This is a genomic window from Spongiibacter marinus (genome assembly GCF_016906995.1).
GTDB lineage: Bacteria > Pseudomonadota > Gammaproteobacteria > Pseudomonadales > Spongiibacteraceae > Spongiibacter > Spongiibacter marinus.
This window is the reverse complement of the sequence record NZ_JAFBBD010000006.1, coordinates 163,496-189,121: the sequence shown is the minus strand read 5'-3', so window position 1 is coordinate 189,121 and position 25,626 is coordinate 163,496. Positions and strand designations below refer to the sequence as shown.

General features: G+C 53.1%; 21 protein-coding genes. 6 read left to right on the top strand and 15 right to left on the bottom strand.

Going from position 1 to position 25,626, the window contains the following annotated elements; genetic code table 11:
• Positions 1–83 precede the first annotated feature (83 nt).
• Positions 84–1,160, top strand: coding sequence for a 3-deoxy-7-phosphoheptulonate synthase (locus tag HNR64_RS10985; protein WP_204996511.1), 1,077 nt, complete (start codon positions 84–86; stop codon positions 1,158–1,160).
• A 137-nt stretch (positions 1,161–1,297) separates the two neighbouring features.
• On the opposite strand, the gene HNR64_RS10980 is transcribed toward HNR64_RS10985, so the two are convergent.
• The 4 genes from HNR64_RS10980 to nfuA are packed head-to-tail and all read right to left on the bottom strand — an operon-like array spanning position 1,298 to position 3,557.
• Positions 1,298–2,038 carry an endonuclease/exonuclease/phosphatase family protein gene (locus tag HNR64_RS10980; RefSeq protein WP_204996510.1) on the bottom strand — a complete coding sequence of 247 codons (741 nt, stop codon included), beginning with the start codon at positions 2,036–2,038 and terminating at the stop codon, positions 1,298–1,300.
• A gap of 3 nt (positions 2,039–2,041) precedes the next feature.
• Entirely contained in the window at positions 2,042–2,494 is a 453-nt protein-coding gene (locus HNR64_RS10975; RefSeq protein WP_204996509.1) for a YchJ family protein, read from the bottom strand.
• Entirely contained in the window at positions 2,494–2,904 is a 411-nt protein-coding gene (locus HNR64_RS10970; protein WP_204996508.1) for an acyl-CoA thioesterase, read from the bottom strand. The genes HNR64_RS10975 and HNR64_RS10970 overlap by 1 nt, the downstream gene beginning before the upstream one ends.
• Before the next feature lie 50 nt (positions 2,905–2,954).
• A complete protein-coding gene (gene nfuA, locus HNR64_RS10965) occupies positions 2,955–3,557 on the bottom strand; it encodes a Fe-S biogenesis protein NfuA (protein ID WP_027873774.1) in 603 nt (200 codons plus the stop codon).
• Between the two features lie 162 nt (positions 3,558–3,719).
• Here nfuA and metH point away from each other — a divergent pair, with 162 nt between their 5' ends.
• The 4 genes from metH to HNR64_RS10945 all read left to right on the top strand — a co-directional run bounded on the left by metH (position 3,720) and on the right by HNR64_RS10945 (position 11,256).
• Positions 3,720–7,415, top strand: a complete 3,696-nt coding sequence (metH, locus tag HNR64_RS10960; RefSeq protein WP_204996507.1) for a methionine synthase — start codon at positions 3,720–3,722, stop codon at positions 7,413–7,415.
• Positions 7,416–7,854: 439 nt separating this feature from the next.
• Positions 7,855–9,498 carry a nitrite/sulfite reductase gene (locus HNR64_RS10955; RefSeq protein WP_204996506.1) on the top strand — a complete coding sequence of 548 codons (1,644 nt, stop codon included), beginning with the start codon at positions 7,855–7,857 and terminating at the stop codon, positions 9,496–9,498.
• Positions 9,491–9,979, top strand: a complete 489-nt coding sequence (locus HNR64_RS10950) for a DUF934 domain-containing protein (RefSeq protein WP_204996505.1) — start codon at positions 9,491–9,493, stop codon at positions 9,977–9,979. The genes HNR64_RS10955 and HNR64_RS10950 overlap by 8 nt, the downstream gene beginning before the upstream one ends.
• Before the next feature lie 110 nt (positions 9,980–10,089).
• Positions 10,090–11,256, top strand: a complete 1,167-nt coding sequence (locus HNR64_RS10945; RefSeq protein WP_204996504.1) for a cation:proton antiporter domain-containing protein — start codon at positions 10,090–10,092, stop codon at positions 11,254–11,256.
• 5 nt (positions 11,257–11,261) lie between these two features.
• Here the strand turns inward: HNR64_RS10945 and HNR64_RS10940 are convergent, their stop codons facing one another.
• The 3 genes from HNR64_RS10940 to HNR64_RS10930 form a co-directional block, all read right to left on the bottom strand.
• Positions 11,262–11,831: a YceI family protein gene (locus HNR64_RS10940; RefSeq protein WP_204996503.1), complete on the bottom strand. Its 570-nt coding sequence runs from the start codon at positions 11,829–11,831 to the stop codon at positions 11,262–11,264.
• Between the two features lie 148 nt (positions 11,832–11,979).
• Positions 11,980–12,909, bottom strand: a complete 930-nt coding sequence (locus HNR64_RS10935) for an electron transfer flavoprotein subunit alpha/FixB family protein (protein ID WP_204996502.1) — start codon at positions 12,907–12,909, stop codon at positions 11,980–11,982.
• Positions 12,909–13,658, bottom strand: a complete 750-nt coding sequence (locus HNR64_RS10930; RefSeq protein WP_204996501.1) for an electron transfer flavoprotein subunit beta/FixA family protein — start codon at positions 13,656–13,658, stop codon at positions 12,909–12,911. Before HNR64_RS10930 ends, HNR64_RS10935 begins: the two co-directional genes overlap by 1 nt.
• A 401-nt stretch (positions 13,659–14,059) precedes the next feature.
• On the opposite strand from HNR64_RS10930, the gene HNR64_RS10925 reads away from it, so the two are divergent.
• The gene (locus HNR64_RS10925) at positions 14,060–15,715 is read left to right on the top strand and encodes an electron transfer flavoprotein-ubiquinone oxidoreductase (RefSeq protein WP_204996500.1); all 1,656 of its coding nucleotides are present in this window, start codon (positions 14,060–14,062) and stop codon (positions 15,713–15,715) included.
• 77 nt (positions 15,716–15,792) lie between these two features.
• On the opposite strand, the gene HNR64_RS10920 is transcribed toward HNR64_RS10925, so the two are convergent.
• The 8 genes from HNR64_RS10920 to clpP form a co-directional block, all read right to left on the bottom strand.
• Complete coding sequence (locus HNR64_RS10920) at positions 15,793–16,335, bottom strand: DUF1285 domain-containing protein (protein WP_204996499.1); 543 nt, start codon at positions 16,333–16,335, stop codon at positions 15,793–15,795.
• A 34-nt stretch (positions 16,336–16,369) separates the two neighbouring features.
• Positions 16,370–17,545 (bottom strand): phosphoglycerate dehydrogenase, encoded by a 1,176-nt coding sequence (locus HNR64_RS10915; protein WP_204996498.1) that lies wholly within the window; start codon positions 17,543–17,545, stop codon positions 16,370–16,372.
• 37 nt (positions 17,546–17,582) lie between these two features.
• Positions 17,583–18,353 (bottom strand): 4'-phosphopantetheinyl transferase family protein, encoded by a 771-nt coding sequence (locus tag HNR64_RS10910; protein ID WP_204996497.1) that lies wholly within the window; start codon positions 18,351–18,353, stop codon positions 17,583–17,585.
• 72 nt (positions 18,354–18,425) lie between these two features.
• On the bottom strand, positions 18,426–20,306 hold the full coding sequence (locus HNR64_RS10905) for a SurA N-terminal domain-containing protein (protein ID WP_204996496.1): 1,881 nt from the start codon (positions 20,304–20,306) through the stop codon (positions 18,426–18,428).
• A 114-nt stretch (positions 20,307–20,420) separates the two neighbouring features.
• The gene (locus HNR64_RS10900) at positions 20,421–20,693 is read right to left on the bottom strand and encodes an HU family DNA-binding protein (protein ID WP_027873785.1); all 273 of its coding nucleotides are present in this window, start codon (positions 20,691–20,693) and stop codon (positions 20,421–20,423) included.
• A gap of 251 nt (positions 20,694–20,944) precedes the next feature.
• Positions 20,945–23,371, bottom strand: a complete 2,427-nt coding sequence (gene lon, locus HNR64_RS10895; protein ID WP_204996495.1) for an endopeptidase La — start codon at positions 23,369–23,371, stop codon at positions 20,945–20,947.
• A gap of 168 nt (positions 23,372–23,539) precedes the next feature.
• Positions 23,540–24,814, bottom strand: coding sequence for an ATP-dependent Clp protease ATP-binding subunit ClpX (clpX, locus tag HNR64_RS10890; protein ID WP_027873787.1), 1,275 nt, complete (start codon positions 24,812–24,814; stop codon positions 23,540–23,542).
• 105 nt (positions 24,815–24,919) lie between these two features.
• The gene (clpP, locus tag HNR64_RS10885; RefSeq protein ID WP_204996494.1) at positions 24,920–25,552 is read right to left on the bottom strand and encodes an ATP-dependent Clp endopeptidase proteolytic subunit ClpP; all 633 of its coding nucleotides are present in this window, start codon (positions 25,550–25,552) and stop codon (positions 24,920–24,922) included.
• Positions 25,553–25,626: the final 74 nt, after the last annotated feature.

The window sequence follows — 25,626 nt, the reverse complement described above, 5'->3', positions numbered from 1 at the left end:
CCAGTTGATATTTTATTGGCACGCTTTTCAGTTAGAATATCAGGCTCTATAACGTTTTGATTCGGGACAGAATCCGGTAAGCCATGTCAGAAACCATCATCGAAAACCTTAATGTCGAAGCACAGGAAGTGCTGATTACTCCCGCGCGCCTGAAGGCGGCCCTGCCAATGAGCGACAGCGCCAAAGCCGTTGTCTCTGCCGGTCGCGAAACCGTGCGCAATATCCTGGACGGCAAAGACCACCGCATGTTTATTGTGGTTGGCCCCTGCTCCATTCACGATGTCGAACTGGCCATGGATTATGCTCAGCGCTTGAAAACGCTGGCTGACGAGCTTCAAGACACGCTAGTGATCGTTATGCGCGTGTATTTTGAAAAACCGCGTACTACCGTGGGTTGGAAGGGTTTGATCAACGACCCCTACCTTAACGACACCTTTAAAATTGAAGAGGGTTTGCATATCGGGCGCAAATTGCTGCTGGATATTGCCGAGCTGGGCTTGCCGACCTCAACCGAAGCTCTGGACCCTATTTCGCCTCAGTACTTGCAGGATTGCATTTCCTGGTCGGCGATTGGTGCGAGAACAACCGAGTCGCAGACTCACCGCGAAATGGCCAGCGGCCTGTCTTCTGCCGTCGGCTTTAAGAACGGCACCGACGGCGGCTTAGACGTTGCCATGAACGCTATTGGCTCAGCGGTAAAACCCCACCGTTTTCTCGGTATTAACGGCGAAGGCCAGGTGGCAGTGATCCACACGCGCGGCAACCGTTACGCCCATGTGGTATTGCGCGGCGGTAGCGCCGGGCCTAACTATGACTCTGTTCATATTAAATTGTGTGAGGCCGCCCTGGATAAAGCCGGATACCCACTCAATATTATGGTGGACTGCAGCCACGCAAACTCCAACAAGCAACCGAGCCTCCAGCCTCTGGTTATGGAGAATGTCACTAACCAGATCATCGAAGGTAACACCTCGATTATCGGTTTGATGATCGAAAGTAACCTCAAGCCCGGCAACCAAAAAATCCCGGCTGACCTTTCTGAGCTCGAATACGGCGTATCAGTCACTGATGGCTGCATCGGTTGGGAGGAAACTGAGGCTGCACTGCGCGATATGCGCGATAAACTTCGCGATGTGCTCCCCGGCCGCAAGCGCGGTTAAAAGCCCCACCGGAAAGATGAAAAGGCGCCAATTGGCGCCTTTTTTATTATTTATTGATCCACCCGAATATTTTTGGCGTAAAGCTAAGTGCTTCTACACCATCTATGGCTTTGCCCCGGTTTATCCGGGGCTTTTTTTTAGCAATTAGGTAAAGCAAATTCAGCATAAAGGGCGCAGTGATCAGACAGCGACCGCCACGGCTCTCCGCGAAGCACCTTCGCCTCACGCAATACCAAGCCCTTGTAGTAAATGCGATCCAGCGGCAACAGTGGATACGGTGCGGGGAAGCTCTTTGCGGGGCGCCCCTGTATTTCCGTCATCGCTTCCCGAACATCCAGTTCACGATAGAAATGCTTGTGCAGACGCAACTGCCAGTCGTTAAAATCTCCGGCGATAATCAAGCCCTCAGCAGCGCTATCTCGCTCCATAAGCTGATGCTTCAATTGCTTGAATTGGCGGCGTCGTTCCCAGGCCAACAAGCCCATATGCGCACAGACAAGCTGAACACCGGGAGTAATTTGCGCGAACAGTAAGCCGCGCTGGGAGCGCTTCATCACTGACACATCGACATTGTCGCTGTTAACAATGGGATATTTGCTGAGGATGGCATTGCCGTGATGACCGTGCTGATAGATCGCATTGCGGCCGTAGGCAAAATGCGGCCACACGCTGTCAGCCAGGTACTCAAACTGGCCGGCATCCACCCAATTTTCCCAGCGTTTAGCGTGGTCGCGGTTTTCGCCAACAACTTCCTGTAGAAAGACAATGTCGGCATTTACACTGCGAATGCCCTCGCGAATTTCATCGAGCAAATAGCGCCGGTTGCGGGCGCTGAACCCTTTGTGCACGTTATAGGAAAGTATTCGCAGCGACTTCACAAGTTAGCATTCCGCATGGCAGTGTTTCTGTTTACGGCCACTGCCACAACAGCAGCGGTCGTTGCGCGCAAGCTTGATAGCTGGCAGTTGATCACCTTCGGTGTAGTACCACCTGCCGTCCATACGAATAAACCGAGAGCGCTCATGCAACTGCGCTACGCGCCCTTGCTGACGATAAAATGCCACAAATTCGACGGTCGCCGCGTCCGCCTGTGGGGCTGGCGCAGCCAATATACGCAGGCCTAGCCAGGGCGTGTCATCGCTAATAAGTGGGTCTTGCGGGCGAAAATCGGGGTGCCAGCTATCGCGAAGGTAGCGATTGTCGCCCACCACGAATGCACAGTAGCGCGAGCGCATCAATTGCTCGGCCGTGCTCGCGGTGGCCTGATGAGTGTGATAGCGCTGACAGCAATCCCCGTAGTTGCCACCACTGCCGCAGGGGCACGCCGCGTCCATTAGGCCGGTTTTGCAGGAATTAAACCGGGATCAGTGACTTGCCAGCCACTTGGCAGCGCAATGGCGCTGCGCGTCTCGCGATCAAAACCGACAATCACACTGCTCGAGGTGGTGGCACATTCGCCATTGGCATAGATGTGGTGTTCGATGGTCATGCTTTTGTTGCCAACGTGCGAGCACCAGGTATCGACAACAACCTCGTGGTCGAAGCGAATTTCCCGCAGCATATCCATTTTCACACTCGCCACCACGTTATGAGGCGCTTTGGAGACTTTATCCAACTCGCGAAAAAAATCGATGCGCGCCAAGTCAAAATATTGCGCGTAGACGCTGTTGGACACGTGGCCGAGAAAGTCTAAGTCGGAAAAGCGCACCTGTATGCAGGTGCGCGTATAGGGAAGCGAAATCATGGCAAATCCTTCTGGCGCCGCCAGGCGGCGCGGAATGCGAGGAAGCAGGCTTATTTAAAGTAGGCGTTATCCGTGTTGCTGTGGTCGGTCATATCCCGCACGCCGTTCAATTCGGGCACCTGCTCAACCAGGGTTTTCTCAACCCCCTCTTTGAGGGTGACATCGACCATGCCGCAACCCTGGCAACCGCCGCCAAATTTCAAAATGGCAATATGGTCTTCGGTAATTTCAACGAGCGACACTTCACCGCCGTGGGCAGCGAGTGAGGGGTTAACCTCGTTGTACAACACATAATTGATGCGATCTTCCAGGGGGCTGTCGGCACTGACCTTTGGCAGACGAGCGTTGGGCGCCTTGATTGTTAGCTGACCACCCATGCGATCTTTCGAATAGTCGATCAGCGCATCTTCCAAAAATGGCACGCTGCGACCCTCGAAATAGGCCTTGAAACCGCTGTAATCAATGACGATATCGTCATCTTTCGCGTCGTCATCACGACAATAAGCAATGCAGGTTTCCGCCTTGGGCGTGCCCGGTTGCGTAATAAACACACGAACACCGATCACGTCGTCTTGTTTGGAAAGCAGTTCAGCCAGGTAGCCCTGCGCGGACTCGGTGATGGTTAATTTGACCTCGGCTTGCTCTGTCGTCATATGTACCTCGTATGGACTCCGGACGGATCGTAAGCGGCAGTGAGATGAAATTTCTATGCCAAGCTGACAATCTGATAGAATTGCGCAGTTTAGCACGAAGGCCATTCCGGCCACAGCCTATGAACGGCTACTTGCCCCACGTAAAACAGCATCAGGACCTACATGACTCACTCTACTGCCCGCGCCGATCTACTAAAAGCTGCCATCAAAGACCGCATACTGGTAATAGATGGGGCCATGGGCAGCATGATTCAACAGTACAAACTGGAAGAATCTGCTTACCGAGGCGAACGCTTTGCCGATTACCACAAGGACGTGCGTGGCAATAATGATCTACTAACACTGACCCAGCCTCAGCTGATTCGCGATATTCATCAGGCGTTTTTGGATGTTGGTGCCGATATCATCGAGACCAATACCTTTAACTCCACCATGGTCGCGCAGGATGACTATGAACTGGGCGAGATCGCCGAAGAGCTCAATGTTGTAGGCGCCCAGCTTGCCCGAGAAGTGGCTGATGCCGAAACGGCCCGCAACCCGGATAAACCCCGGTTTGTGGCCGGTGTTATCGGCCCCACCCCGCGGACCGCGTCTATTTCTCCCGATGTAAATGACCCGGGCGCGCGCAATATCAATTTCGACAAGCTGGTCAGCGACTACTATGCCGCCACCCGAGGCCTGGTGACCGGTGGCGCGGATCTGCTGCTAATCGAGACCATCTTCGACAGCCTGAACGCCAAGGCCGCTGTATACGCGGTGCTGCAGTATTTTGAAGACCACAATATTGAGCTACCGATCATGATATCGGTAACGTTTCCCGACACCAGTGGGCGCACCCTTTCCGGCCAAACCCCGACGGCGTTCTGGAATAGTATTGCCCACGCTAAGCCGCTGATTGTTGGCACCAACTGTGGCCGTCGATTCAGCGAAATTCGCCCCTTTGTTGAAGAGCTCGCCGACGCGGCAGACTGCTATTTTAGCGGCCACTTTAATGCTGGCTTGCCTAATGAATTCGGCGAGTACGACGAAACCCCCGATGATATGCACGGCGAGCTGCGCGAATTTGCACAGCGCGGCTACCTGAATCTAGTGGGCGGTTGCTGCGGCACGACCCCAGCCCATATCGAAGCAATCGCACGCGCCGTGGAAGGTGTCGCTCCCCGAGCGCTGCCCGAGCGAGCGCCCGCATGTCGCCTATCTGGCCTGGAGCCCTTCAACATCACCGCCGACAGCCTGTTCGTCAACGTCGGTGAACGCTGCAATGTAACGGGTTCGGCGATCTTCAAGCGGCTGATTTTGGAAGGTAATTACGACGAAGCGCTATCTGTTGCTCGCCAGCAAGTGGAAAATGGCGCGCAGATCATCGACATCAATATGGATGAAGGCATGCTCGACGCCCAGTCGGCAATGGTGACCTTCCTCAACTTGATTGCCTCTGAACCCGATATCTCGCGCGTGCCCATCATGGTGGACTCGTCTAAGTGGGAGATTATCGAGGCTGGCCTGAAGTGCATTCAGGGAAAACCCGTGGTCAATTCGATCTCACTAAAAGAAGGTGAAGAGGAATTTCGCGATCGCGCTCGCCAGTGCATGAAGTTTGGCGCCGCCGTGGTGGTGATGGCCTTTGACGAAGACGGCCAGGCAGATACCTTTAAGCGCAAAGCAGAAATCTGTAAGCGCTCCTACGACATCTTGGTAGATGAGATCGGTTTCCCCGCGGAAGATATTATTTTCGACCCCAATATTTTTGCGGTAGCCACCGGTATCGACGAGCACAACAACTACGCCGTCGACTTTATTGAAGCCACCGCCTATATCAAAGCCGAACTCCCCGGCGCCATGGTCTCCGGCGGCGTTTCCAATGTGTCGTTTTCGTTCCGCGGCAACAATCCGGTGCGCGAGGCGATTCACTCAGTGTTTCTCTACCACGCGATCAAAGCCGGCATGGACATGGGTATCGTTAACGCGGGTCAGCTCGCCATCTACGACGACCTGCCGGACGAACTGCGCGACGCGGTGGAAGACGTCATCTTGAATCGCCGCGACGACAGCACCGAACGGCTGCTCGATATCGCCGAGAAATACCGCGGTGACGGCAAGGGCATGGCCCAGCAGGAAGACCTTAGCTGGCGTGAATGGCCGGTCGCCAAGCGTATTGAGCACTCCCTGGTAAAAGGAATCACCACGTTTATCGAAGAGGATGCCGAGGCCGCAAGACAAGAAGCGGCAAAACCCATCGACGTGATTGAAGGCCCATTGATGGACGGCATGAACGTTGTTGGTGATCTATTCGGCGACGGCAAGATGTTCCTGCCCCAGGTTGTAAAATCTGCCCGGGTAATGAAACAGGCCGTTGCCTACCTAAACCCCTTTATTGAAGCTGGCAAAGAGGTCGGCGCCAAGGCCAACGGCAAAGTGCTAATGGCGACGGTGAAAGGCGATGTTCACGACATTGGCAAAAACATTGTTGGCGTTGTTCTACAGTGTAATAACTTTGAGGTAATCGACCTGGGCGTTATGGTCTCGGCCGATAAGATCTTGGAAACGGCGAAAGCCGAAGAGGTAGACATTATCGGCCTTAGCGGGCTGATCACACCCTCACTTGACGAGATGGTCCACGTGGCGAGTGAGATGCAACGTTTGGATTACCAAGTGCCACTGATGATCGGCGGTGCCACAACATCGAAAGCGCATACCGCGGTAAAAATTGAGCCGAAGTATCAAAATGATGTCACTGTCTACGTGCCAGATGCCTCCCGCAGCGTCGCCGTTGCCACTCAGCTGATAAGCCAGGACCTGAAGGCGCAGTTCGTCGCTGACCGCCGCGATGAATACGAGCGCATTCGCGCACGCCGCGCAGGCAATGCTCAGAAAACCCGACTGCTGGACTATTCAGCGGCCTGCGAGCGCGCCCTGCCTTTCGATTGGAGTGACTATCAGCCGCCCAAACCCAGCTTTACCGGCACCAAAGTCTTTGAAGACTACCCGTTGGAAGCCTTGCGCGAGACCATCGACTGGACGCCGTTTTTCATCTCCTGGGGACTGGCGGGCAAGTATCCAAAAATTCTCAACGACGAGAAAGTCGGCGAGGCTGCGCAAAATCTATACAACGACGCGCAGAAAATGCTCGATAAATTAATTAACGAGAAGCACATCAAGGCCAACGCCGTGATTGGTTTTTGGCCCGCCAAGCGTCGCGGCAGCGATGATATTGCCGTGTTTAACGAGCAGGGCGAAGAAATCGCCCTGCTCCATCACCTGCGCCAACAGGCCCAAAAAGCGGACAATAAACCGCAAATGAGCCTTGCCGACTACATTGCCCCCGAGGGTAGCGATGTCGAAGACTACGTGGGCGGCTTTGCGGTGACCACAGGAATCGGCGCGGAAGAGCTAGCGAAGCGTTACGAGGAGGCCAATGACGATTACAGCGCCATTATGGTGAAAGCGCTGGCTGATCGCCTGGCAGAATCGTTTGCCGAACACATGCATCTGCGTGTTCGCAAAGAGTTTTGGCCTTACGCCCCAGAGGAAGACCTGGACAACGAGGCGCTGATTAAGGAAGCCTACCGTGGCATACGCCCTGCTCCCGGCTATCCGGCTTGCCCCGACCATACAGAAAAGGAAACACTGTTTACATTACTCGATGCCACCGAGAACACGGGCATTAGTTTGACAGAACACTTGGCGATGTTCCCTGCGGCCGCCGTGAGTGGTTTCTACTACTCCCACCCGGAGTCACGCTACTTTGCCGTGGGGCGCGTGGGCAAGGACCAGGTGGCCGACATCGCGAAGCGAAAAGGGATGGAAATGGCGACAATGGAACGCTGGCTGTCACCGATTTTGGACTACGATCCCTAACAGTGGCGAAACAAAAAAGGCTGCCAATTGGCAGCCTTTTTTGTTGCTGACGGGTGATGGCTTTAAGAAGGCATACCTGACAACCAGTATACGACGGTTGCAATAACAATCGTCAGGATCGCTACAGACGCACAGGCGTCAGCAAAATTATCTTCACGGGCTTCTTGGTTTTGGTCAGACATGACAACCTCAATGGAATGATGACGTTAACACCCGGCGAACCGGCTTGGAAAAGCCGCCAGTATAGCAAGATTATGAAAAAGACTGCTATTTGCTGAGATAGAGAGTGAAGTAATCGGTCAAACGCATAAGGCTTATCCGCAAAAAGCGTTAGTGGCAGAACCGATTAAAATTTATCATTCGCTCCGATTTATAATTAAGCGCCCCGCCGTCACACGCCGGGACCGCATGACACTTAACGCGAGAGATTACACGTTATATGTACGCATACGACCAGTACGATCGGCAGATCATCAGCCAACGCGTCGCTCAGTATCGGGATCAAACCGAGCGCTATCTGGCTGGCAAAATCACTGAGGAACAGTTTTTGCCGCTGCGCCTTCAAAATGGCCTGTATGTTCAGCGCCTTGCTCCCATGCTGCGCATTGCGGTGCCCTATGGCACGCTGAACAGCCAGCAGCTGCGCAAGCTAGCCTTTATTACCCGCGAGTACGACAAGGGCTATGCACACATTAGTACCCGCCAAAATGTTCAGTTGAATTGGCCGAAACTGGAAGAAGTTCCCGATATTCTGGAGCATCTGGCTGAGGTGGAAATGCACTCCATCCAGACCAGTGGTAACTGCATTCGCAATGTCACCGCAGACCAGTTCTCTGGCGTTGCCGCCGATGAAGTTGAAGATGCCCGGCCGTGGTGTGAAATCATTCGTCAGTGGTCCACTTTTCACCCGGAATTTGCCTTCCTTCCCCGTAAATTCAAAATCGCTGTGTGCGGCTCTGAGCAAGACCGGGCGGCGGTATTGGTTCACGACATCGGCGTGCAGATCGTCAAAGACGACAACGGCAATACCGCGTTCAAAGTAATTGTAGGCGGCGGTTTGGGTCGTACGCCGGTTATCGGCAGTGTTATCCACGAGGCCTTGCCACCGCGCCACTTGCTCAGCTATCTGGAGGCCATCGTTCGGGTTTACAACCAGTTGGGCCGCCGTGACAACAAATTCAAAGCGCGTATTAAAATTTTGGTTCGCGCCATGGGCGCAGACGCCTTCAAAGCTAAAGTGGAAGAAGAATGGGCCTTTATTAAAGATGGCAATTTAGACCTTCCCGACGAGGAAATTGCCCGCGCTCAGTCATTTTTCACTCGCCCGGATTACGAGGCGCTGGAAAATGAAGATCTCCAGGCCCTCGCCCTCGAGAATGTCGATTTCGCCCGCTGGCTCAACCACAATGTGCACGCCCATAAGCAACGTGGCTATGCTATCGCGACCCTATCGCTGAAAACCACCGGCGTCGCACCGGGCGATATCACTGCAGAACAGTTTGAAGCAGTCGCGGACCTCGCCGAGGAGTTTGGCTTTGGTGAAATTCGCTCAACCCATCAACAGAACCTGGTACTACCTGATATTCAGCAGCGCCAGCTTTTTGCTCTATGGCAAAAACTTGTCAGCCTGGAGCTTGCCAGCCCGACGGTAGGCACGATGAACGATATCATCTGCTGCCCCGGCGGTGATTTCTGCTCGCTGGCCAACGCCAAGTCGATCCCCATTGCAGAAGCCATTCAGCGCCGCTTCGACGATCTTGACTACCTTTACGACCTGGGCGACATAGAGCTGAATATCTCCGGCTGTATGAATGCTTGTGGCCACCACCACATTGGTAATATCGGTATCCTCGGCGTCGATAAAAAAGGTCAGGAGTTCTATCAAGTGTCGCTCGGCGGTCAGCAGGGGCTGAATGCATCGCTGGGTAAGATCCTTGGCCCTTCTTTTGCGCAAGACGAAATTCCCGACGTCGTTGAGAAAATACTCAACTGCTACCTTGAAAAGCGCCACCCCGAAGAGCGCTTTATCGATACCTACGAACGCATAGGCCTGGCGCCGTTTAAGGAGCGTGTATATGCCTAAGATTATTAAGAATGGTCAGGTTGTTGACGACAACTGGCAAGTTTGGCGCGACGCCGAGACCTTACCGAGTGCCGACCACGTTATCGTTCCGTTGGCGCTCTGGCAGCAGCAGCGCGACGCCCTGCTCGCCTTGGGCGAAATAGCCGTTTATCTGGCCAGTGACGAGTCACCTAAATCACTGAGCGACGAAGACTTGTCAACGCTCAGCTTTGTGGCGGTAGACTTTCCGAAGTTTATGGACGGCCGCGGCTTCAGTTATGCCCGCGAGCTACGCGAGCAACGCCGATATCAGGGCGAAATTCGTGCCGTTGGTGATTTTATTCGCGACCAGCTATTCTATATGAAGCGCTGCGGGTTTTCCAGCTATGCCCTGCCCAGCGACGAGCTGGAAGCCGCGCTGGCCAGCCTGAACGACTTCAGCGAAAGCTATCAGTCCAGCGTGGACCAGCCACTCCCCCTGTTCCGGCGTCGCCAAGCGTAATTGCACACTAAACCCGCTATGCGGGTTTTTTTACGCCTCTCATTCGCTCCGCTATGCTGAGTAGTGCCGGATCATTGTGATACGGCGCAAGTAGAGCAGCAGGAGCGCGTGTGGAAACCAGCCTGACCTTCTCATTTTTTCTTATTTTTAGCGGCGCCGCCTTGCTGGCCTCGCTCGCCTTAATCAGCCGTCAGCCGCTACTCATTGCCTATATTGCACTGGGCGCAATCATTGGCCCCTACGGTGGCGGCTGGGTTACCGATTTAGGCTTATTGGCAGAGATCGCCGAGTTTGGCATCGTGTTTTTGCTTTTTCTGCTCGGTCTGGATATGCAGCCCCAAGCGCTGCTGCACAGCCTGAAAAAAACCACAGGCATGGCGCTAATTAGCTCCACAATATTCCTGGCCATTGGTTACAGTGTTGGCGTGGCGTTTGGCTTTACTCAGGCCGAGGCGTGGATAATCGGGGCCGCGATGATGTTTTCCAGCACGATTATCGGCATTAAATTACTGCCAACCACCGTTTTGCACCACCGCGAAAACGGCGAACTAATGGTCGGGATTTTATTGCTGCAAGATATGATCGCCATACTCGTACTACTGTTAATTTCCAGCGTTAGCCAAGGCGAATTATCGCCAATCAGCCTCGGTAAAACCCTTGTCGCGCTCCCCTTGCTCTGCGCCCTGGCGTTTGTCGCTGTACGCTACTTATTACTGCCACTTATTCAGCGCTTTGACCGCTTTCAGGAATACATTTTTTTGCTGGCGATAGGTTGGTGCTTAGGGCTTGCCGAGGCGGCCCATGCGATGGGGCTTTCTGCGGAAATGGGCGCCTTTCTCGCCGGCATAAGCCTCGCTACCAGCCCGATATCCCAGTACATCGCAATTAGCCTTAAGCCGTTAAGAGATTTCTTTCTGATATTGTTTTTTTTCTCGTTGGGGGCACGCTTCAATCTGGCGCTGATCACAGAAATAGCCGCCCCAGCCCTCCTTCTCGCCGCGATACTACTCACGATAAAACCACTGAGTTTTCGCTTTCTTCTGCGGCGAACATTAGCGTCTAAGCGGCTATGCTGGGATCTGGGGCTTCGCTTGGGGCAGATCAGCGAATTCTCGCTGTTGATCGCCTATCTGGCTTTTGAGCAAGGCGTCATTGGCAGTAGCGCGTCTCATCTCATTCAAGCTACCGCCATTCTGAGCTTTGTTGTGTCATCGTATATTGTTGTGCTCAACTGCCCGACGCCCATCGCTATTCGCGATGAGCTACGCCGGGATTAAGCGCTTTATTGAAACAGCACCGAAAAGGTGACGGGCACCGCCAGCGTAATGGAATTCAGCCCAGCAAGTTGTCGCAGTTTGTCTATGCCCTGCTCCAAGCCCAAAGCGGCGATATCGATAAACGCCGGCGACGTGGTTACCACACGAATATCACCATTTTCCAGCCGGCTTACCAGCGTATTAAAACGCAATGCCTGGCGCTTGCCGCCCAGCATCAGTTCGCCCTCAACGGTCATCGCTTGCGGCGAAGATACCTCAATAGCAGCAAGGGCATCCGTATCAATTGTGGCGTTGAACGTGGCCAATGGCTGGTTATCGACATCAAAAAGGTATTTTTTGATTCGCTTGTCGCGAATATCAATCCCAGAGTCAATGCTTGCCAGCTCGATATTGATAAGTGCTTTGCCGGTGGTGGTATTAAGCTGCCCGGTAACAGCATCAAAGCTAAACAACTCGGCAACGCGATTGTTTTTCACGCTCACCACATTGAGCATCGACGATTCGCTAGCCAGTTCCAAGGCCTGAGTCGCCATCGCTGCGGCATACAAGCAAAGCCCAAATACGATTTTTTTCATTACCTGTCTCCCACCGTGAACAGACGCCGGAGTACCCGACCTCCAATTGTCTTTATCTGACTCTATTTACTACGCTAAATTCCCGATATTGCGAGCACAAAAAACCCGGCCTAAGCCGGGTTTTTTGTGCTCACTAGCTGAAGGGCTATTAGATAGCGCTTTCCAGCTCAGGCAAGGCGTCAAACAAGTCTGCAACCAGACCGTAATCAGCAACCTGGAAGATAGGAGCATCTTCGTCTTTGTTGATAGCAACAATGACTTTTGAGTCCTTCATACCAGCCAAATGCTGGATAGCACCAGAAATGCCGACAGCGATGTACAGCCCCGGTGCGACGATTTTACCCGTCTGACCTACTTGCATATCGTTAGGTACGAAGCCCGCGTCAACAGCCGCGCGCGATGCGCCAACTGCGGCACCAAGCTTGTCTGCTAGGGAGTACAGCATGCTGAAGTTGTCGCCATTTTGCATACCGCGGCCACCAGAGACAACGATGTCTGCGGCAGTCAGGTCTGGACGATCGCTCTTAGCCAGCTCTTCTTTCTCGAAGCTGGACTTACCCGCATCGTGTGCGCTAGCAACCGCTTCTACGGCAGCAGAACCACCTTCTGCGGCAGCAGCATCGAACGCCGTTGCGCGAACAGTGATGACTTTGATCGCGTCAGAAGACTGAACAGTGGCGATAACGTTACCGGCATAGATGGGGCGCTTGAAGGTATCCGCGCTCTCTACCGAAATGATCTCTGAAATTTGCGCAACATCCAGCAACGCGGCAGCACGCGGAAGCGTGTTCTTACCGTTAGTGGTCGCAGGAGCCAGAATGTAACCGTAGTCTTTGCCCAGTTCTGCGACCAACAGCGCCACATTCTCAGCCAGCTGGTGGCCGTAGGCAGCGTTGTCTGCAACCAGCACCTTGCTAACGCCGTCGATTTTAGCCGCCGCTTCAGCCGCTGCACCACAGCCTTCACCCGCAACGAGTACGGCGATATCACCACCGATAGCTTTCGCTGCGCTGACTGTGTTCAGGGTTGCCCCATTGATAGAGGCGTTATCGTGTTCTGCAATAACTAGAATACTCATTAGATTACCTTCGCCTCGTTCTTCAGTTTCTCAACCAGTTCGGCAACGTCCGCAACCTTGATACCCGCTTGACGCTCTGCAGGCGGCTCAACCTTCAAGGTTTTCACACGTGGTGTAACATCGATACCCAACTCGTCTGGCGTCAGTGTATCGAGAGGCTTCTTCTTCGCCTTCATGATGTTAGGCAGTGACGCGTAACGAGGCTCGTTCAAGCGCAGGTCAGTCGTTACAACTGCGGGCAATGCCAGCTTAACGGTTTGCAGGCCGCCGTCAATTTCGCGAGTCACTGCAACACTGTCGCCGTCAACGGCAACTTCTGATGCGAAAGTACCCTGAGCCATTCCGGTCAGTGCCGCCAGCATTTGGCCGGTTTGGTTGTTGTCGCCGTCGATCGCCTGCTTACCCATGATCACGAGTTGCGGCTGCTCTTTGTCAACAACGGCTTTGAGTACTTTAGCGATACCCAGTGGCTGAACGTCTTCTTCCGTTTCTACCAGGATGCCGCGGTCAGCGCCCAGGGCCAACGCAGTACGGATCTGCTCTTGAGCCACTTTAGGACCGATTGAGACAGCGATGATTTCAGTAGCAACACCTTTCTCTTTCAGGCGTACCGCTTCTTCAACAGCGATTTCACAGAATGGATTGATCGCCATTTTGACATTATTCAGATCAACGTCTGTACCGTCCGACTTCGGACGCACTTTGACGTTGTAGTCAACAACTCGTTTGACAGCAACAAGAACCTTCATGGATTCCCCAGTAAACGCGTAAATGAAATGAAACAGCTAGTCGTCTTTACGCTGCGGATCAATAATTCGATCCGTCCAGACGTTTAGCCCCGTTAAAAAAAGCGCCGTTATATTGACGGCATTGGCCGTCAAGGTCAACATGAGTGCGCTATTCAGCCGCTGAATAACAGGCATAGCGCAGTTCTATTTCGCTGAATATCGCCGAAAATACGATCTGCGCGGTCATTCCTGCCATATAAAAAAGAACAACCCCGGGTAATACTGACGTTAAGTTTGACAGCCGAGCGGTGCTTATGTGGCGTTTTTACGTGCTGACACTTATACTTGCGCCTTCAAAAATGGTGTCAAAACGCCCAGCCAATAAGGGCTACACCTGTGCTTAATCTTAGAGGAGAGAGTCTGTGGAACGCGAATCAATGGAATTTGACGTCCTGATCGTCGGTGCTGGGCCTGCAGGTTTGGCAGCAGCTTGCAAAATTCGCCAGTTAAGTGAAACCAGCGGAAAAGACATCAGCGTTTGTGTTGTAGAAAAAGGTTCTGAGGTCGGCGCCCACATTCTATCTGGCGCAGTATTTGAACCCACCGCGCTGGACGAGCTATTCCCAGACTGGAAAGAAAAAGGCGCGCCGCTGCACACGCCAGTGACTGGTGATGACATCTACTTCATGACCAGCGGTGAAAAAGCCATCAAAGTTCCCGACTTCGCTGTGCCCAAAACGATGCACAACGAAGGTAACTACATTATTAGCCTGGGCAACCTGTGCCGCTGGCTGGCCGAGCAGGCCGAAGGCATGGGTGCAGAGATCTACCCCGGCTTTGCCGCTGCTGATGTTCTGTACAATGACGACGGTAGTGTAAAAGGTATCGTCACTGGCGATATGGGCATTGCCGAAGATGGCAGCCAAAAAGACAGCTACATGCCCGGCATGGAGCTGCATGCAAAATACACCCTATTTGCAGAAGGCTGCCGCGGTCACCTCGGCAAGCGATTGATGGAAAAATTCGACCTGAATGCGGGCAAAGAGCCCCAGCATTACGGCATCGGCATTAAAGAACTTTGGAAAATCGATCCCGCCAAGCACGAACAAGGTAAGGTCGTTCATACTGCCGGCTGGCCACTCTCTGAAAATGGCGCCCTCGGTGGCTCTTTCCTCTACCACCTGGAAGACAACCAAGTCGCAATCGGCCTGATTACCGACCTCTGCTACGATAACCCGTGGCTGTCTCCCTTCGAGGAATTCCAACGCTATAAGCAACACCCCGTCGTCAAGCAGTACCTTGATGGCGGTGAGCGCGTGTCCTACGGCGCTCGGGCTATCGCAAAAGGCGGCCTGCAGTCTCTACCAAAAATGACCTTCCCAGGTGGTCTGCTGATTGGCTGTGACGCGGGCACGCTGAACTTTGCCAAGATCAAAGGTAGCCACACCGCGATGAAGTCCGGTTTGCTGGCCGCGGAAGTTGTCCACAAGGCGCTGACTGAAGACAATAAATCCGGTGAAGAACTCACCGAATACACCACTGCTTTTGAAGGCTCCTGGCTGTATAAAGAGCTGTACGCTCAGCGCAACTTTGGCCCAGCTCAGCACAAGTTCGGCAACTTCTTCGGCTCAGCCTATGCCTTTATCGATCAGAATATCTTTGGCGGCAACCTGCCTTGGACGCTGAGCGATACCAAGCCTGATTACGCGCAAATGAAGCCTGCAGACAGCTGCAAAAAGATTGAGTACCCCAAGCCTGATAACAAGCTGAGCTTTGACCGCTTGTCGTCAGTATTCCTCTCTAACACTAACCACGAAGAAGATCAGCCCTGCCACCTGACGCTGAAGGACGCCGAGCTGCCTATTCGTGACAACCTGCCCAAGTACGCCGAGCCCGCTCAGCGTTACTGCCCAGCAGGGGTGTATGAGGTGGTCGAAGACGAAGGTGGCCAAGCGCGCTTCCAAATCAACGGGCAAAACTGCGTGCACTGCAAGACCTGTGACATTAAGGACCCCGCCCAGAATATTGTGTGGGTGACTCCTGAAGGTTTGGGCGGACCGAACTATCCCAACATGTAGTTGAGACGCTTCAACAAAAAAGGCAGCCAGATGGCTGCCTTTTTTGGTTTTCATCTCCCCAAAATGTCTGGGGTTACTTATACACGCCCTAGCTCAAATTGTTCACCGGCGCTGCGAACAATGAGTCGATCGCCATGCTGCTCAGCCAGATCTACCAGGCGGTAAAAACAGGCGCGATTCACTCTTGCTGACAAGCCGTGCTCGAGAGAAACGGCCGGCCTCGGCTCCCCCGAATCAGGTGACTCGGTCACACTGAGCCGATGCTGAGGACCGAGCTCATGCCATGTATCGACGTTAGTTTTAACGGCAATTCTACGCCCTTCCGACGTTGATTCGCCTACTTCCATGTCAACGATCAGCAGCGGGAGGTCTTCAACCTGTAAGCGCCATTTCTCGACCGGAGTGACTAAATAATAGTGACCATCCGCTTCGCACCGCAAAATAGAGGCAAATAGCTTAACCAACTCATGGCGCTTGATTTCGCCACCTTCGTGAACCCAACGCCCGTCAGCCAAAATCTGAATGTCGATTTCGCCACTCAGCGCCGGCTGCCACTTTTCAATCGGTGGTCTGCCGGCCTGGTCTTTCAATAAGCGTTCAATGGTTTCAAGGCTACTCATGGGGCTCTCCCTAGGGTCGCCAAGTGAGCTGCACTCAGCGAATGACTCGCACGTTAACCACACCGTCTAGGTCAGCAATTTTTGCAAGCAATGCGTCGTCGACATTGCCGTTTAAGTCGATAAGGTTATAGGCAATTTCATCGCGGCTTTTGTTAAGCATATCAATGATATTTACGTTTGCATCGGATAACAGCGCCAAGATGCTGCCAAGAATTTTCGGCACATTGCGATTGGCCACGGCCAGGCGCACATCACCACTGCGCTCAAGCTGCAGATTCGGAAAGTTTACCGAGTTCTTGATGTTCCCGTTACGCAGGAAATCATCTAACTGATCAGCCGCCATGATCGCGCAATTTTCTTCGGCCTCATCGGTGCTGGCACCGATATGCGGCATCAGCACCACATCCTCATCACGCGCAATCAATTCCGGCGTTGGAAAGTCCGTGATGAAGCGACGTAGCTGCCCGGCATCCAGGGCATCGATCACCGCAGCAACATCGACAATCTCTTCACGTGCGAAATTCAGCAAGCACGTGCCTGGGCGACAATTACTCAGAAGCTCGGCGTTCACCAGCCCTCGCGTTGCATCGAGTACCGGGAGATGGAGGGTGATGTAATCGGCACGGGCAAACAAGCTGCCCAGGTTCTCCATTTTTTTCACCGCGCTTGGCAAACGCCATGCGGCATCGACTGACAGCGCGGGGTCGTAACCAATGACCTTCATGCCCAGGTCAAGCGCGGCTCTGGCGATCATCGAGCCAATAGCCCCCAGGCCAACAATACCCAGAGTGCGGCCCGCCAGCTCATTTCCCTTAAAGCGTTTCTTTTCCTTTTCTAACAATTTGGCAAGAGCGGCGCCATCTTTCATGTCCCCTAGCGTATTCACGTAGGCAATTCCCTCGAGAATACCGCGCGAACCCAACGTCAAGCCCGCTATGACCAGCTCCTTTACCGCGTTGGCATTAGCACCCGGGCTATTAAATACCGGGATACCCCGGTCTGTGCACTCTGCGACGGGCACGTTGTTAGTGCCAGCCCCTGCGCGAGCGATGGCTTTGACCGATTGCGGAATATCCGTGCCCTGCAATTTGTGGCTGCGCAGCAAAATGGCGTCGGGTGAGCTAAATTCGCTGGCGATCTCATATTGTTCGCGAGGCAGGCGCTCGAGGCCTTTCACAGAGATTTGGTTCAGGGTAAGAATTTTGTACACACATCCTCCTTGGCAGGGACTGCAGCAGAAACCAAGCCTATGATTTAGCCGCAGGTAGTAATTCAGCGAGTTGACCGAGCTCGGACATTTCAACGAGAGGCAAGCAATGGAACGCTTTGATATCAGCTATTTTTCCGGCCACAGCGATAGCAGCCGTAAAATCTTCATCTTGAGCAAGTAAGCGCAATTCCCAACGCTCGGCGTCATCGGCGTCGAAGCGGCTTACGTCCAAACCATCGAGTAGTACCGAAAAATCGTGCAGCGGAATCGACAAGCCTTTGCCGCGCGCTTTCAAATACGCCTCTTTCAATGTCCAGGAGCGAAAGAAAACACTTAGCCGCCCTTCTTCCTCAACTTCGCGCAATGCAAGCATTTCCGCGGGAGAAAGATAATCATCAGCAGCGTCCAGCATTCCCTGGCTATCGGTTTGGAATTCGACGTCCACGCCAATATCACAGCCACTGGTCACTGCACAAAGCGTTAAGCCGTGGGTGTGGGCGGCATTAAAGCTTACGCTATCGCTGTACGCTGGTAGAAAAGGTTTACCGAAGTCGTTGCTGTCGAATGTCAGCTGCTCCGGCTCCTGCCCCGTGTACTGCGCAAGTACTGTGCGCAAAAACGCTCTACTGGCCAGGTATTCTTCTGCTTGTCCAGCATGCTGACGCTGCTCGTATTCCTGCTTCTCTTCATCAGAGAGCATATTCAAATAGCGGTCCATCTTCGCTAATAGTCGCGGGTCGTCAGTCGCACAACACCAAACGTCCACTTGACCCGCCGACAGGCGCCGTTGTTCGCTCGCCTTATTCATTATTCTATCCTTACCAGGGCATTCGCCACGGTAGTGTATGGGGTACTTCGTCGCTTACTTGATATCAACCTGTTAGTTGATGGTGATATCTGCGTTATTCCACAAATTGTTAAAATAGTTAGCAAACGCTTGAGATGACGCATTCTGAGCAACGCTTCGACGCAAATTTAACAATGCTTCGGCCTCGAGAGCGGCGCGTTGACCAGGCTCGCTCGCAAGAAGTTGAACGACCGTGTAATCACCGCTCTGTTGATGCAATGTCGCCGCAACGGCCTTATCTTGCGCCGGTGCCGCCAATTCAAAAACGAAACGTCGCAGTGCCGGCTCTACGCTGATGTCACTGCGGCGGATATCCTGCATCGCCTGCCAGTCCAGACCGTGCTGCTTGGCAACTGCCTCTGCACGCTGACCGGCAGCTAATTGTTGTTCTATCTCCTGGGCGTCAGCTTTTGCCTGCTGCGCCGCTTTCTCTGTTTGCAAGCTCACTTCAATTTCTGCTCGCACATCTTCAAAGGGCCGCAGCTGGGGCGCTTGATATTGATCGACGTGCAACACCAAGAAGTGATCAGGACTGAGCTCAAACACATCGCTGTTTAACTCTTGTTCTCTCAACTCGCTATCAAACGCGGCTTGTTTGACTCTCTGGTCAGCAAACAAGCCGTCATTATCCTCAGAAGAAAGCCAGTCGCTGCGCTTAACTTCCAGTTTCAGCTCGGCAGCCGGCATAGCGAGGCTTTCTGCGTTAAAGACGAGATCGCGTAGCGACTCAACCGCCGCCAATAACTTCGGACGCGCCTTTTGGCGACGAAGTCTTTCAGTAATTGCCAAGCGCTCCGACTCCAAACTGGGCACCTCTGGCTGCTTGACGCTCAGCAACTTAATTAAGTGGACACCTGCTTCAGTTTCAACAGGGTCGGAGACTTGCCCCGCCTCCAGCGCTGCCAGGGCATCTTCAAATTCTGCTGGAAAGCTGTCGCCTGCAGTAAAGCCCAGGTTTCCGCCATTGGACGCTGAGCCTGGGTCCTCGGACAACGACTTAGCTAATTCGGCGAACGATTCGCCGGATAGCAGGCGCTGTTTAACTTCATTGAGCTTGGCTACCGCCTGGTCGCGATTAAGCTCATCGTCAATTTCTAACAGTATATGAGCTGCTTCACGCTCTGTATCCTGCGCCATCCCCTCGATAAGGCGCTCGTACTCGGCGACCACTTGCTGTTCAGACACAGGCTCGTAGAACTGCTCTTCTTTCAGCTCCAGATATGACACTTTTACCTTGGGTTCGCTCTGGAAGCGCGCGCCATTTTCTTCGTAGTAGCTTTTGAGCTCTTCATCAGTCAGCGTGATTGACTTGCGATATTTTTCGAGCGGCACGGTGACGGTTTGAAAATCGCGGCTTTCGTGGATATAGGCGATGGCTTCGTCCAACTCTCTTTCAGTAACGAAAGCCGATGCCGCCACAGATGCCGACAGCTGCTGAATAAGTAAGTCAGAGCGTAGTAATTGTTTGAACAACGCGCTGTTGTAGCCCTGCAGGCGCAATACTTGCTGGTAGCGCTCTTGTGAAAAACGACCATCTTCCTGGAACTGAGGCATGGAGGCGATGGTGATATTTAGCTGCTGGTCTGTAATCTCAATTCCCGCGTCTTCTGCCGCTTGCAAAAGCAACTGCTGTTTAATCAGCGAGTCTAAAGCCGGCTTGCGCAACACGGCATCGTCAAGCATCGAGGGCTCGAGTTTGTCGCCCATCATGTTGATCAAGCGGCGTTTCTGCATGGCAAGTGCCTGCTGCAACTCCGCCTGAGAAATTTTTTCACCATTTACTACCGCGGCCGGTGTCTGTGAGCCACCACTGAAAAGGCTGTCGATACCAAAGAACGCAAATGGCACCACGATAATGGCGATAATGACCTTGGCAGCGGTACCTTGGATATTGTTGCGGATATTTTGCAGCATTTACCTTTGAACCCATTCAAATATAAAAAAAGCGCATCTTTCGATGCGCCTTTCGACAGAGGCGGTACCTCTTCGCGACGACTCTGTCTAACGCTATGACTGTCGCAACTGAACTTAGTTGCAGGCGTCTTTCAGCGCTTTACCAGCCTTGAAGCTAGGAATCTTCGCAGCAGCAATTTCAATTGGCGCACCAGTCTGGGGGTTACGGCCAGTGCGAGCAGCGCGCTCTTTAACACTGAAAGTACCAAAACCGACCAGCGACACAGAGTCGTCAGACTTCAGCGCGTTAGTAATGGCTTCAACTGCTGCGTCCAGTGCACGACCGGCCGACGCTTTAGAGAGATCTGCTGACTCGGCAATGGCGTCGATTAGCTCAGATTTATTCACTTATCCTTCCCCTTCGAATTGTTATGAAAAACTGTATTGCAAAGCTGGTGGCGACGTTAGCATGTAAACACGATGACAGTAGCCGCCGACTCAGAGAGAAGGATTTATACCAACTGCTTCTGGGGCGGTCAAGGAAACTCTGCATCACTGGCCGCATTATCGTAAAACTGCGAAGCATAGAGCACATGCGGCTTGCAGCCTGATCACTGGATGACCAGAACAGCAAGCTCTACCGCCTGCACTCAGCCGACTCAGTGGGCACTGATTCGGCTGTCTTTTTCTCCTTCCGGATTGTTTTCCAGCGCTTTCTGCTCATCACTCAAACCCGCGAGGTATTCCTCCTCCGAAATCTCCTCGGGCACGCGCTCAAGCGCTATATTAAGCACTTCGTCAATCCACTTGACCGGTTTAATATCGAGATCGGCTTTAATATTTTCCGGAATTTCTTTAAGGTCGCGCTCATTTTCGGCCGGGATCAGCACTGTGGTAATACCGCCGCGGTGCGCGGCCAGAAGCTTCTCTTTCAAGCCGCCAATCGCCAATACCTGACCGCGCAAAGTGATCTCACCGGTCATCGCCACGTCGCTGCGGACCGGAATTCCGGTGATAACAGAAACCAGCGCGGTACACATACCTATACCAGCGGACGGTCCGTCTTTCGGCGTTGCCCCTTCAGGCATGTGAATATGAATGTCGTGGCGGTCGTGATACTTCGCCGGCACGCCCAAACGCTTAGACCGACTCCGCACTACCGTCATAGCAGCTTGAATCGACTCCTGCATAACGTCGCCCAGCGATCCGGTTTGGATGTGACGCCCCTTGCCGACCACTGACACCGCCTCAATGGTTAGCAGCTCGCCACCCACTTGCGTCCATGCCAGCCCTGTTACTTGACCAACCTTGTTTTCTTCCTCCGCTTTACCGAAGGTAAATTTGCGAACACCCAGATACTCTTCCAAGTTTTGCGAGGTGACCTCTATAGGCGACTTATCGTCGCTAAGCGCCACATTCTTAACAATTTTACGGCAAACCTTGGCGATCTCTCTTTCCAGTCCCCTGACACCTGCCTCGCGAGTGTAGTACCTGACAATGTCTTGAATCACTTCATCGCCGATAGACGCTTCTTTTTCCTTCAAGCCGTTATTCTTCAGCTGTTTAGGAATGAGGTAGCGCCGCGCTATGTTGATCTTCTCATCTTCGGTGTATCCGGGTATGCGGATGACTTCCATCCGGTCCAGCAATGCCGGGGGAATATTCAACGAATTCGACGTGCAAATAAACATGACGTCGGATAAATCGTAGTCCACCTCGAGGTAATGATCGTTAAAGGCGTGGTTTTGCTCCGGATCCAACACTTCAAGCAGCGCCGATGCCGGGTCGCCGCGATGATCCATCCCCATCTTGTCAATTTCATCTAACAAGAACAGCGGGTTACGCACGCCTGTCTTAGACATTTTCTGAATAACTTTACCCGGCATGGAGCCAATGTATGTGCGGCGATGACCGCGAATCTCTGCCTCATCGCGAACCCCGCCAAGCGCCATCCGAACAAACTTCCGATTCGTTGAACGTGCGATCGACTCACCCAGCGATGTTTTACCTACCCCTGGCGGCCCCACCAAGCACAGCACGGGCCCTTTCACTTTCTTAACGCGTTTTTGTACAGCCAAATACTCGAGGATACGCTCCTTAACCTCTTCAAGACCGTAGTGATCGCTGTTAAGGATTTCTTGCGCGCGTTTGAGGTCATGTTTTACACGCGAGCGCTTCTGCCAGGGGATATTTACCAGCCAATCGATATAGCCGCGTACAACTGAGGCCTCGGCAGACATTGGCGACATCATTTTTAGCTTAGAAAGCTCAGCCTTGGCTTTTTCGAGCGCCTCTTTGCTCATACCAGATTCAGCGACGCGCTTCTCAAGCTCTTCAAGCTCGTTGGCACCCTCTTCTGATTCGCCCAACTCGCGCTGAATCGCTTTCATCTGTTCATTGAGGTAGTACTCACGCTGGCTCTTTTCCATCTGTTTCTTAACGCGCCCGCGAATGCGTTTTTCTACTTGAAACAGGTCGATTTCCGACTCCATCAGCGCCATTAAGTGCTCTAAGCGCTCGCGCTCATCACTCATTTCCAATACCGCCTGCTTCTGCTCGAGCTCCATGCTCATGTGAGCGGCAACGGTGTCTGCCAGACGACCAGGCTCATCAATACCGGATAGAGAGGTCAGTACTTCAGAGGGGATCTTCTTGCTTAAATTAATGTATTTCTCAAACTGGGAGATAGCAGAGCGCAGCATCACCTCGGACTCTTCATCCGGGATTTTCCGCTCAACAATTGGCGAGGCCTCTGCTCTGAAATACTCGTCCTCAGCGGCGATAGCGTCTATCTGTGCGCGATAATCACCTTCAACAAGCACCTTGACGGTGCCATCAGGCAATTTCAACAACTGAAGAATATTGGCGACGGTGCCAATGTCATACAGGTCTTCTGTGGAGGGTTCATCCACATCTGGATTTTTTTGTGCTGCGAGAATAATTTCTTTGTTGTCAGCCATGGCCAGCTCGAGAGCCCGAATCGACTTATCTCGGCCTACGAACAAAGGGATAACCATGTGGGGGTAGACAACTACATCTCGCAGGGGAAGCAGCGGCAACTCTAGAGTTTCACGCTTGTCAGCCATTAGCTCGCCTCTTTTTGAATCATTTTGGGCCCGCACAGCAGGTATACCGTTTTACGATATGCGGGCGGTTATGGTTCTAAGATGGGGATTTGAAGGCAGAAATACAAGACTTGACTGTAAACAAACTGACAAAAAAGCCGCCTGGGAATCAGGCGGCTTTACGTGGATTTATTCCTCTGGAGCGACCTTTCTTTGGTCGCTGTAGACCAGAATAGGTGGCGATTCACCATTGATCACCGATGCATCCACCACAACCTTGCTGACATTATCCGTGGACGGCAGGTCATACATGGTATCCAGGAGTACAGACTCCAGGATCGAGCGCAGCCCCCGCGCACCTGTCTTACGAACCATGGCCTTCTCAGCAACGGCCCGAAGCCCGTCTTCACGGAAATCAACCTCAACACCTTCCATGTCGAAGAGCTTGGCGTACTGCTTGGTTAGCGCATTACGCGGCTGAGTCAGGATGCTGACAAGCGCCTCCGCATCGAGCTCTTCGAGCGTAGCAATCACCGGCAGTCGGCCGACAAACTCGGGGATCAAGCCGTAACGCACCAGATCCTCTGGTTCGACGTCAGCCAGTACTTCACCCACATTGCGGGATTCGTCCTTACTTTTGACCTCCGCACCAAAGCCGATGCCACCTTTCTCAGAGCGGTCACGGATGACCCGATCAAGGCCCGCAAAGGCACCGCCACAGATAAACAGGATATTCGAGGTATCTACCTGTAAAAACTCCTGCTGTGGGTGCTTCCGACCGCCCTGCGGGGGAACCGAAGCTACCGTGCCCTCAATTAACTTCAACAGCGCTTGCTGAACGCCCTCACCGGAGACATCCCGGGTAATTGATGGGTTATCTGACTTGCGAGAGATTTTGTCGATCTCATCGATGTAGACAATACCCATTTGGGCTTTTTCAACATCGTAGTCGCACTTCTGCAACAGCTTCTGAATGATGTTCTCAACGTCTTCGCCGACGTAGCCAGCTTCCGTCAGCGTTGTTGCATCAGCAATTGTGAACGGGACATCCAACAAACGAGCGAGCGTCTCGGCCAGCAACGTCTTACCACTGCCGGTTGGCCCCACCAACAAGATATTACTCTTGCCCAGCTCTACTTCGTCCTTGCTTTTATCGCCGTGGCGGAGTCGCTTGTAGTGGTTGTATACCGCAACCGCCAACACCTTCTTGGCGCGCGCCTGACCAATAACGTACTGATCCAGGGTCGCGTTAATCTCCTGCGGCGACGGCAGCTTGTCACTGCCCGCCTCGCTGGCGGCTTCCTGAACCTCTTCCCGGATAATATCGTTACAGAGGTCCACGCATTCATCACAGATAAATACCGAAGGCCCCGCAATCAGCTTGCGTACTTCATGCTGACTTTTGCCGCAAAACGAACAATACAGCAGCTTGCCGTTGTCATCTGCGCCGTCTTTACTACTCATTAACAATCACCTTGTCGACGTATTGGGCATCTTTTTCTGATCTTAAGATGACCCCTTTTGCCCTGTTTTGCAAGTGAACGGCCGCGCCCGCGAGGGCGCGCCCCCTTAGCTACGTGACGTAATAACCTGATCAACAAGCCCGTAATCGCACGACTGCTGAGCATTCATAAAGTTGTCGCGCTCGGTGTCGCGAGCAATGGTTTCGTAATCCTGGCCGGTATGCTCAGCCATTAATTGATTCAGACGTTCGCGAATGATCAAAATTTCGCGCGCATGGATATCGATATCTGTCGCCTGGCCCTGTGCACCGCCGCTGGGCTGGTGAATCATCGTCCGCGCGTTAGGCAGAATAAAACGCTTGCCCTTGGCACCACCACTCAACAGGAAGGCACCCATACTGGCCGCTTGGCCAATACACATCGTAGTTACGTCGGGTTTGATAAAGCTCATGGTGTCGTAAATCGACAAACCCGCGGTTACCGACCCGCCGGGCGAATTGATATACAAATGGATATCTTTATCGGGGTTCTCGGACTCCAAAAACAGCATCTGCGCCACAATCAGGTTAGCCATGTGGTCTTCAACAGGGCCCACACAGAAGATCACGCGCTCTTTGAGCAGGCGGGAGTAAATATCGTAAGACCGTTCACCGCGTGCCGTTTGCTCAACAACCATGGGCACGAGCCCTAAGTTGTTAATTGTATTGTTATTGATTCCATCAAAGGAGTTTCGGGACATACGCAATTCTCTTCTGTGTCGTGAATTGACTGTTACGTTATGGCATGCCAGAAAAAAATCAAGCGGCGGAACCG

Coding starts and splice junctions, on each gene's coding strand:
- clpP (WP_204996494.1), bottom strand. CDS start 25,552: ATGTCCCGAAACTCCTTTGATGGAATCAATAACAATACAATTAACAAC.
- HNR64_RS10920 (WP_204996499.1), bottom strand. CDS start 16,335: ATGAGTAGCCTTGAAACCATTGAACGCTTATTGAAAGACCAGGCCGGC.
- HNR64_RS10975 (WP_204996509.1), bottom strand. CDS start 2,494: ATGGACGCGGCGTGCCCCTGCGGCAGTGGTGGCAACTACGGGGATTGC.
- HNR64_RS10930 (WP_204996501.1), bottom strand. CDS start 13,658: ATGAAGGTTCTTGTTGCTGTCAAACGAGTTGTTGACTACAACGTCAAA.
- metH (WP_204996507.1), top strand. CDS start 3,720: ATGACTCACTCTACTGCCCGCGCCGATCTACTAAAAGCTGCCATCAAA.
- HNR64_RS10985 (WP_204996511.1), top strand. CDS start 84: ATGTCAGAAACCATCATCGAAAACCTTAATGTCGAAGCACAGGAAGTG.
- HNR64_RS10935 (WP_204996502.1), bottom strand. CDS start 12,909: ATGAGTATTCTAGTTATTGCAGAACACGATAACGCCTCTATCAATGGG.
- HNR64_RS10955 (WP_204996506.1), top strand. CDS start 7,855: ATGTACGCATACGACCAGTACGATCGGCAGATCATCAGCCAACGCGTC.
- HNR64_RS10950 (WP_204996505.1), top strand. CDS start 9,491: ATGCCTAAGATTATTAAGAATGGTCAGGTTGTTGACGACAACTGGCAA.
- HNR64_RS10910 (WP_204996497.1), bottom strand. CDS start 18,353: ATGAATAAGGCGAGCGAACAACGGCGCCTGTCGGCGGGTCAAGTGGAC.
- HNR64_RS10905 (WP_204996496.1), bottom strand. CDS start 20,306: ATGCTGCAAAATATCCGCAACAATATCCAAGGTACCGCTGCCAAGGTC.
- HNR64_RS10970 (WP_204996508.1), bottom strand. CDS start 2,904: ATGATTTCGCTTCCCTATACGCGCACCTGCATACAGGTGCGCTTTTCC.
- clpX (WP_027873787.1), bottom strand. CDS start 24,814: ATGAGTAGTAAAGACGGCGCAGATGACAACGGCAAGCTGCTGTATTGT.
- HNR64_RS10940 (WP_204996503.1), bottom strand. CDS start 11,831: ATGAAAAAAATCGTATTTGGGCTTTGCTTGTATGCCGCAGCGATGGCG.
- nfuA (WP_027873774.1), bottom strand. CDS start 3,557: ATGACGACAGAGCAAGCCGAGGTCAAATTAACCATCACCGAGTCCGCG.
- lon (WP_204996495.1), bottom strand. CDS start 23,371: ATGGCTGACAAGCGTGAAACTCTAGAGTTGCCGCTGCTTCCCCTGCGA.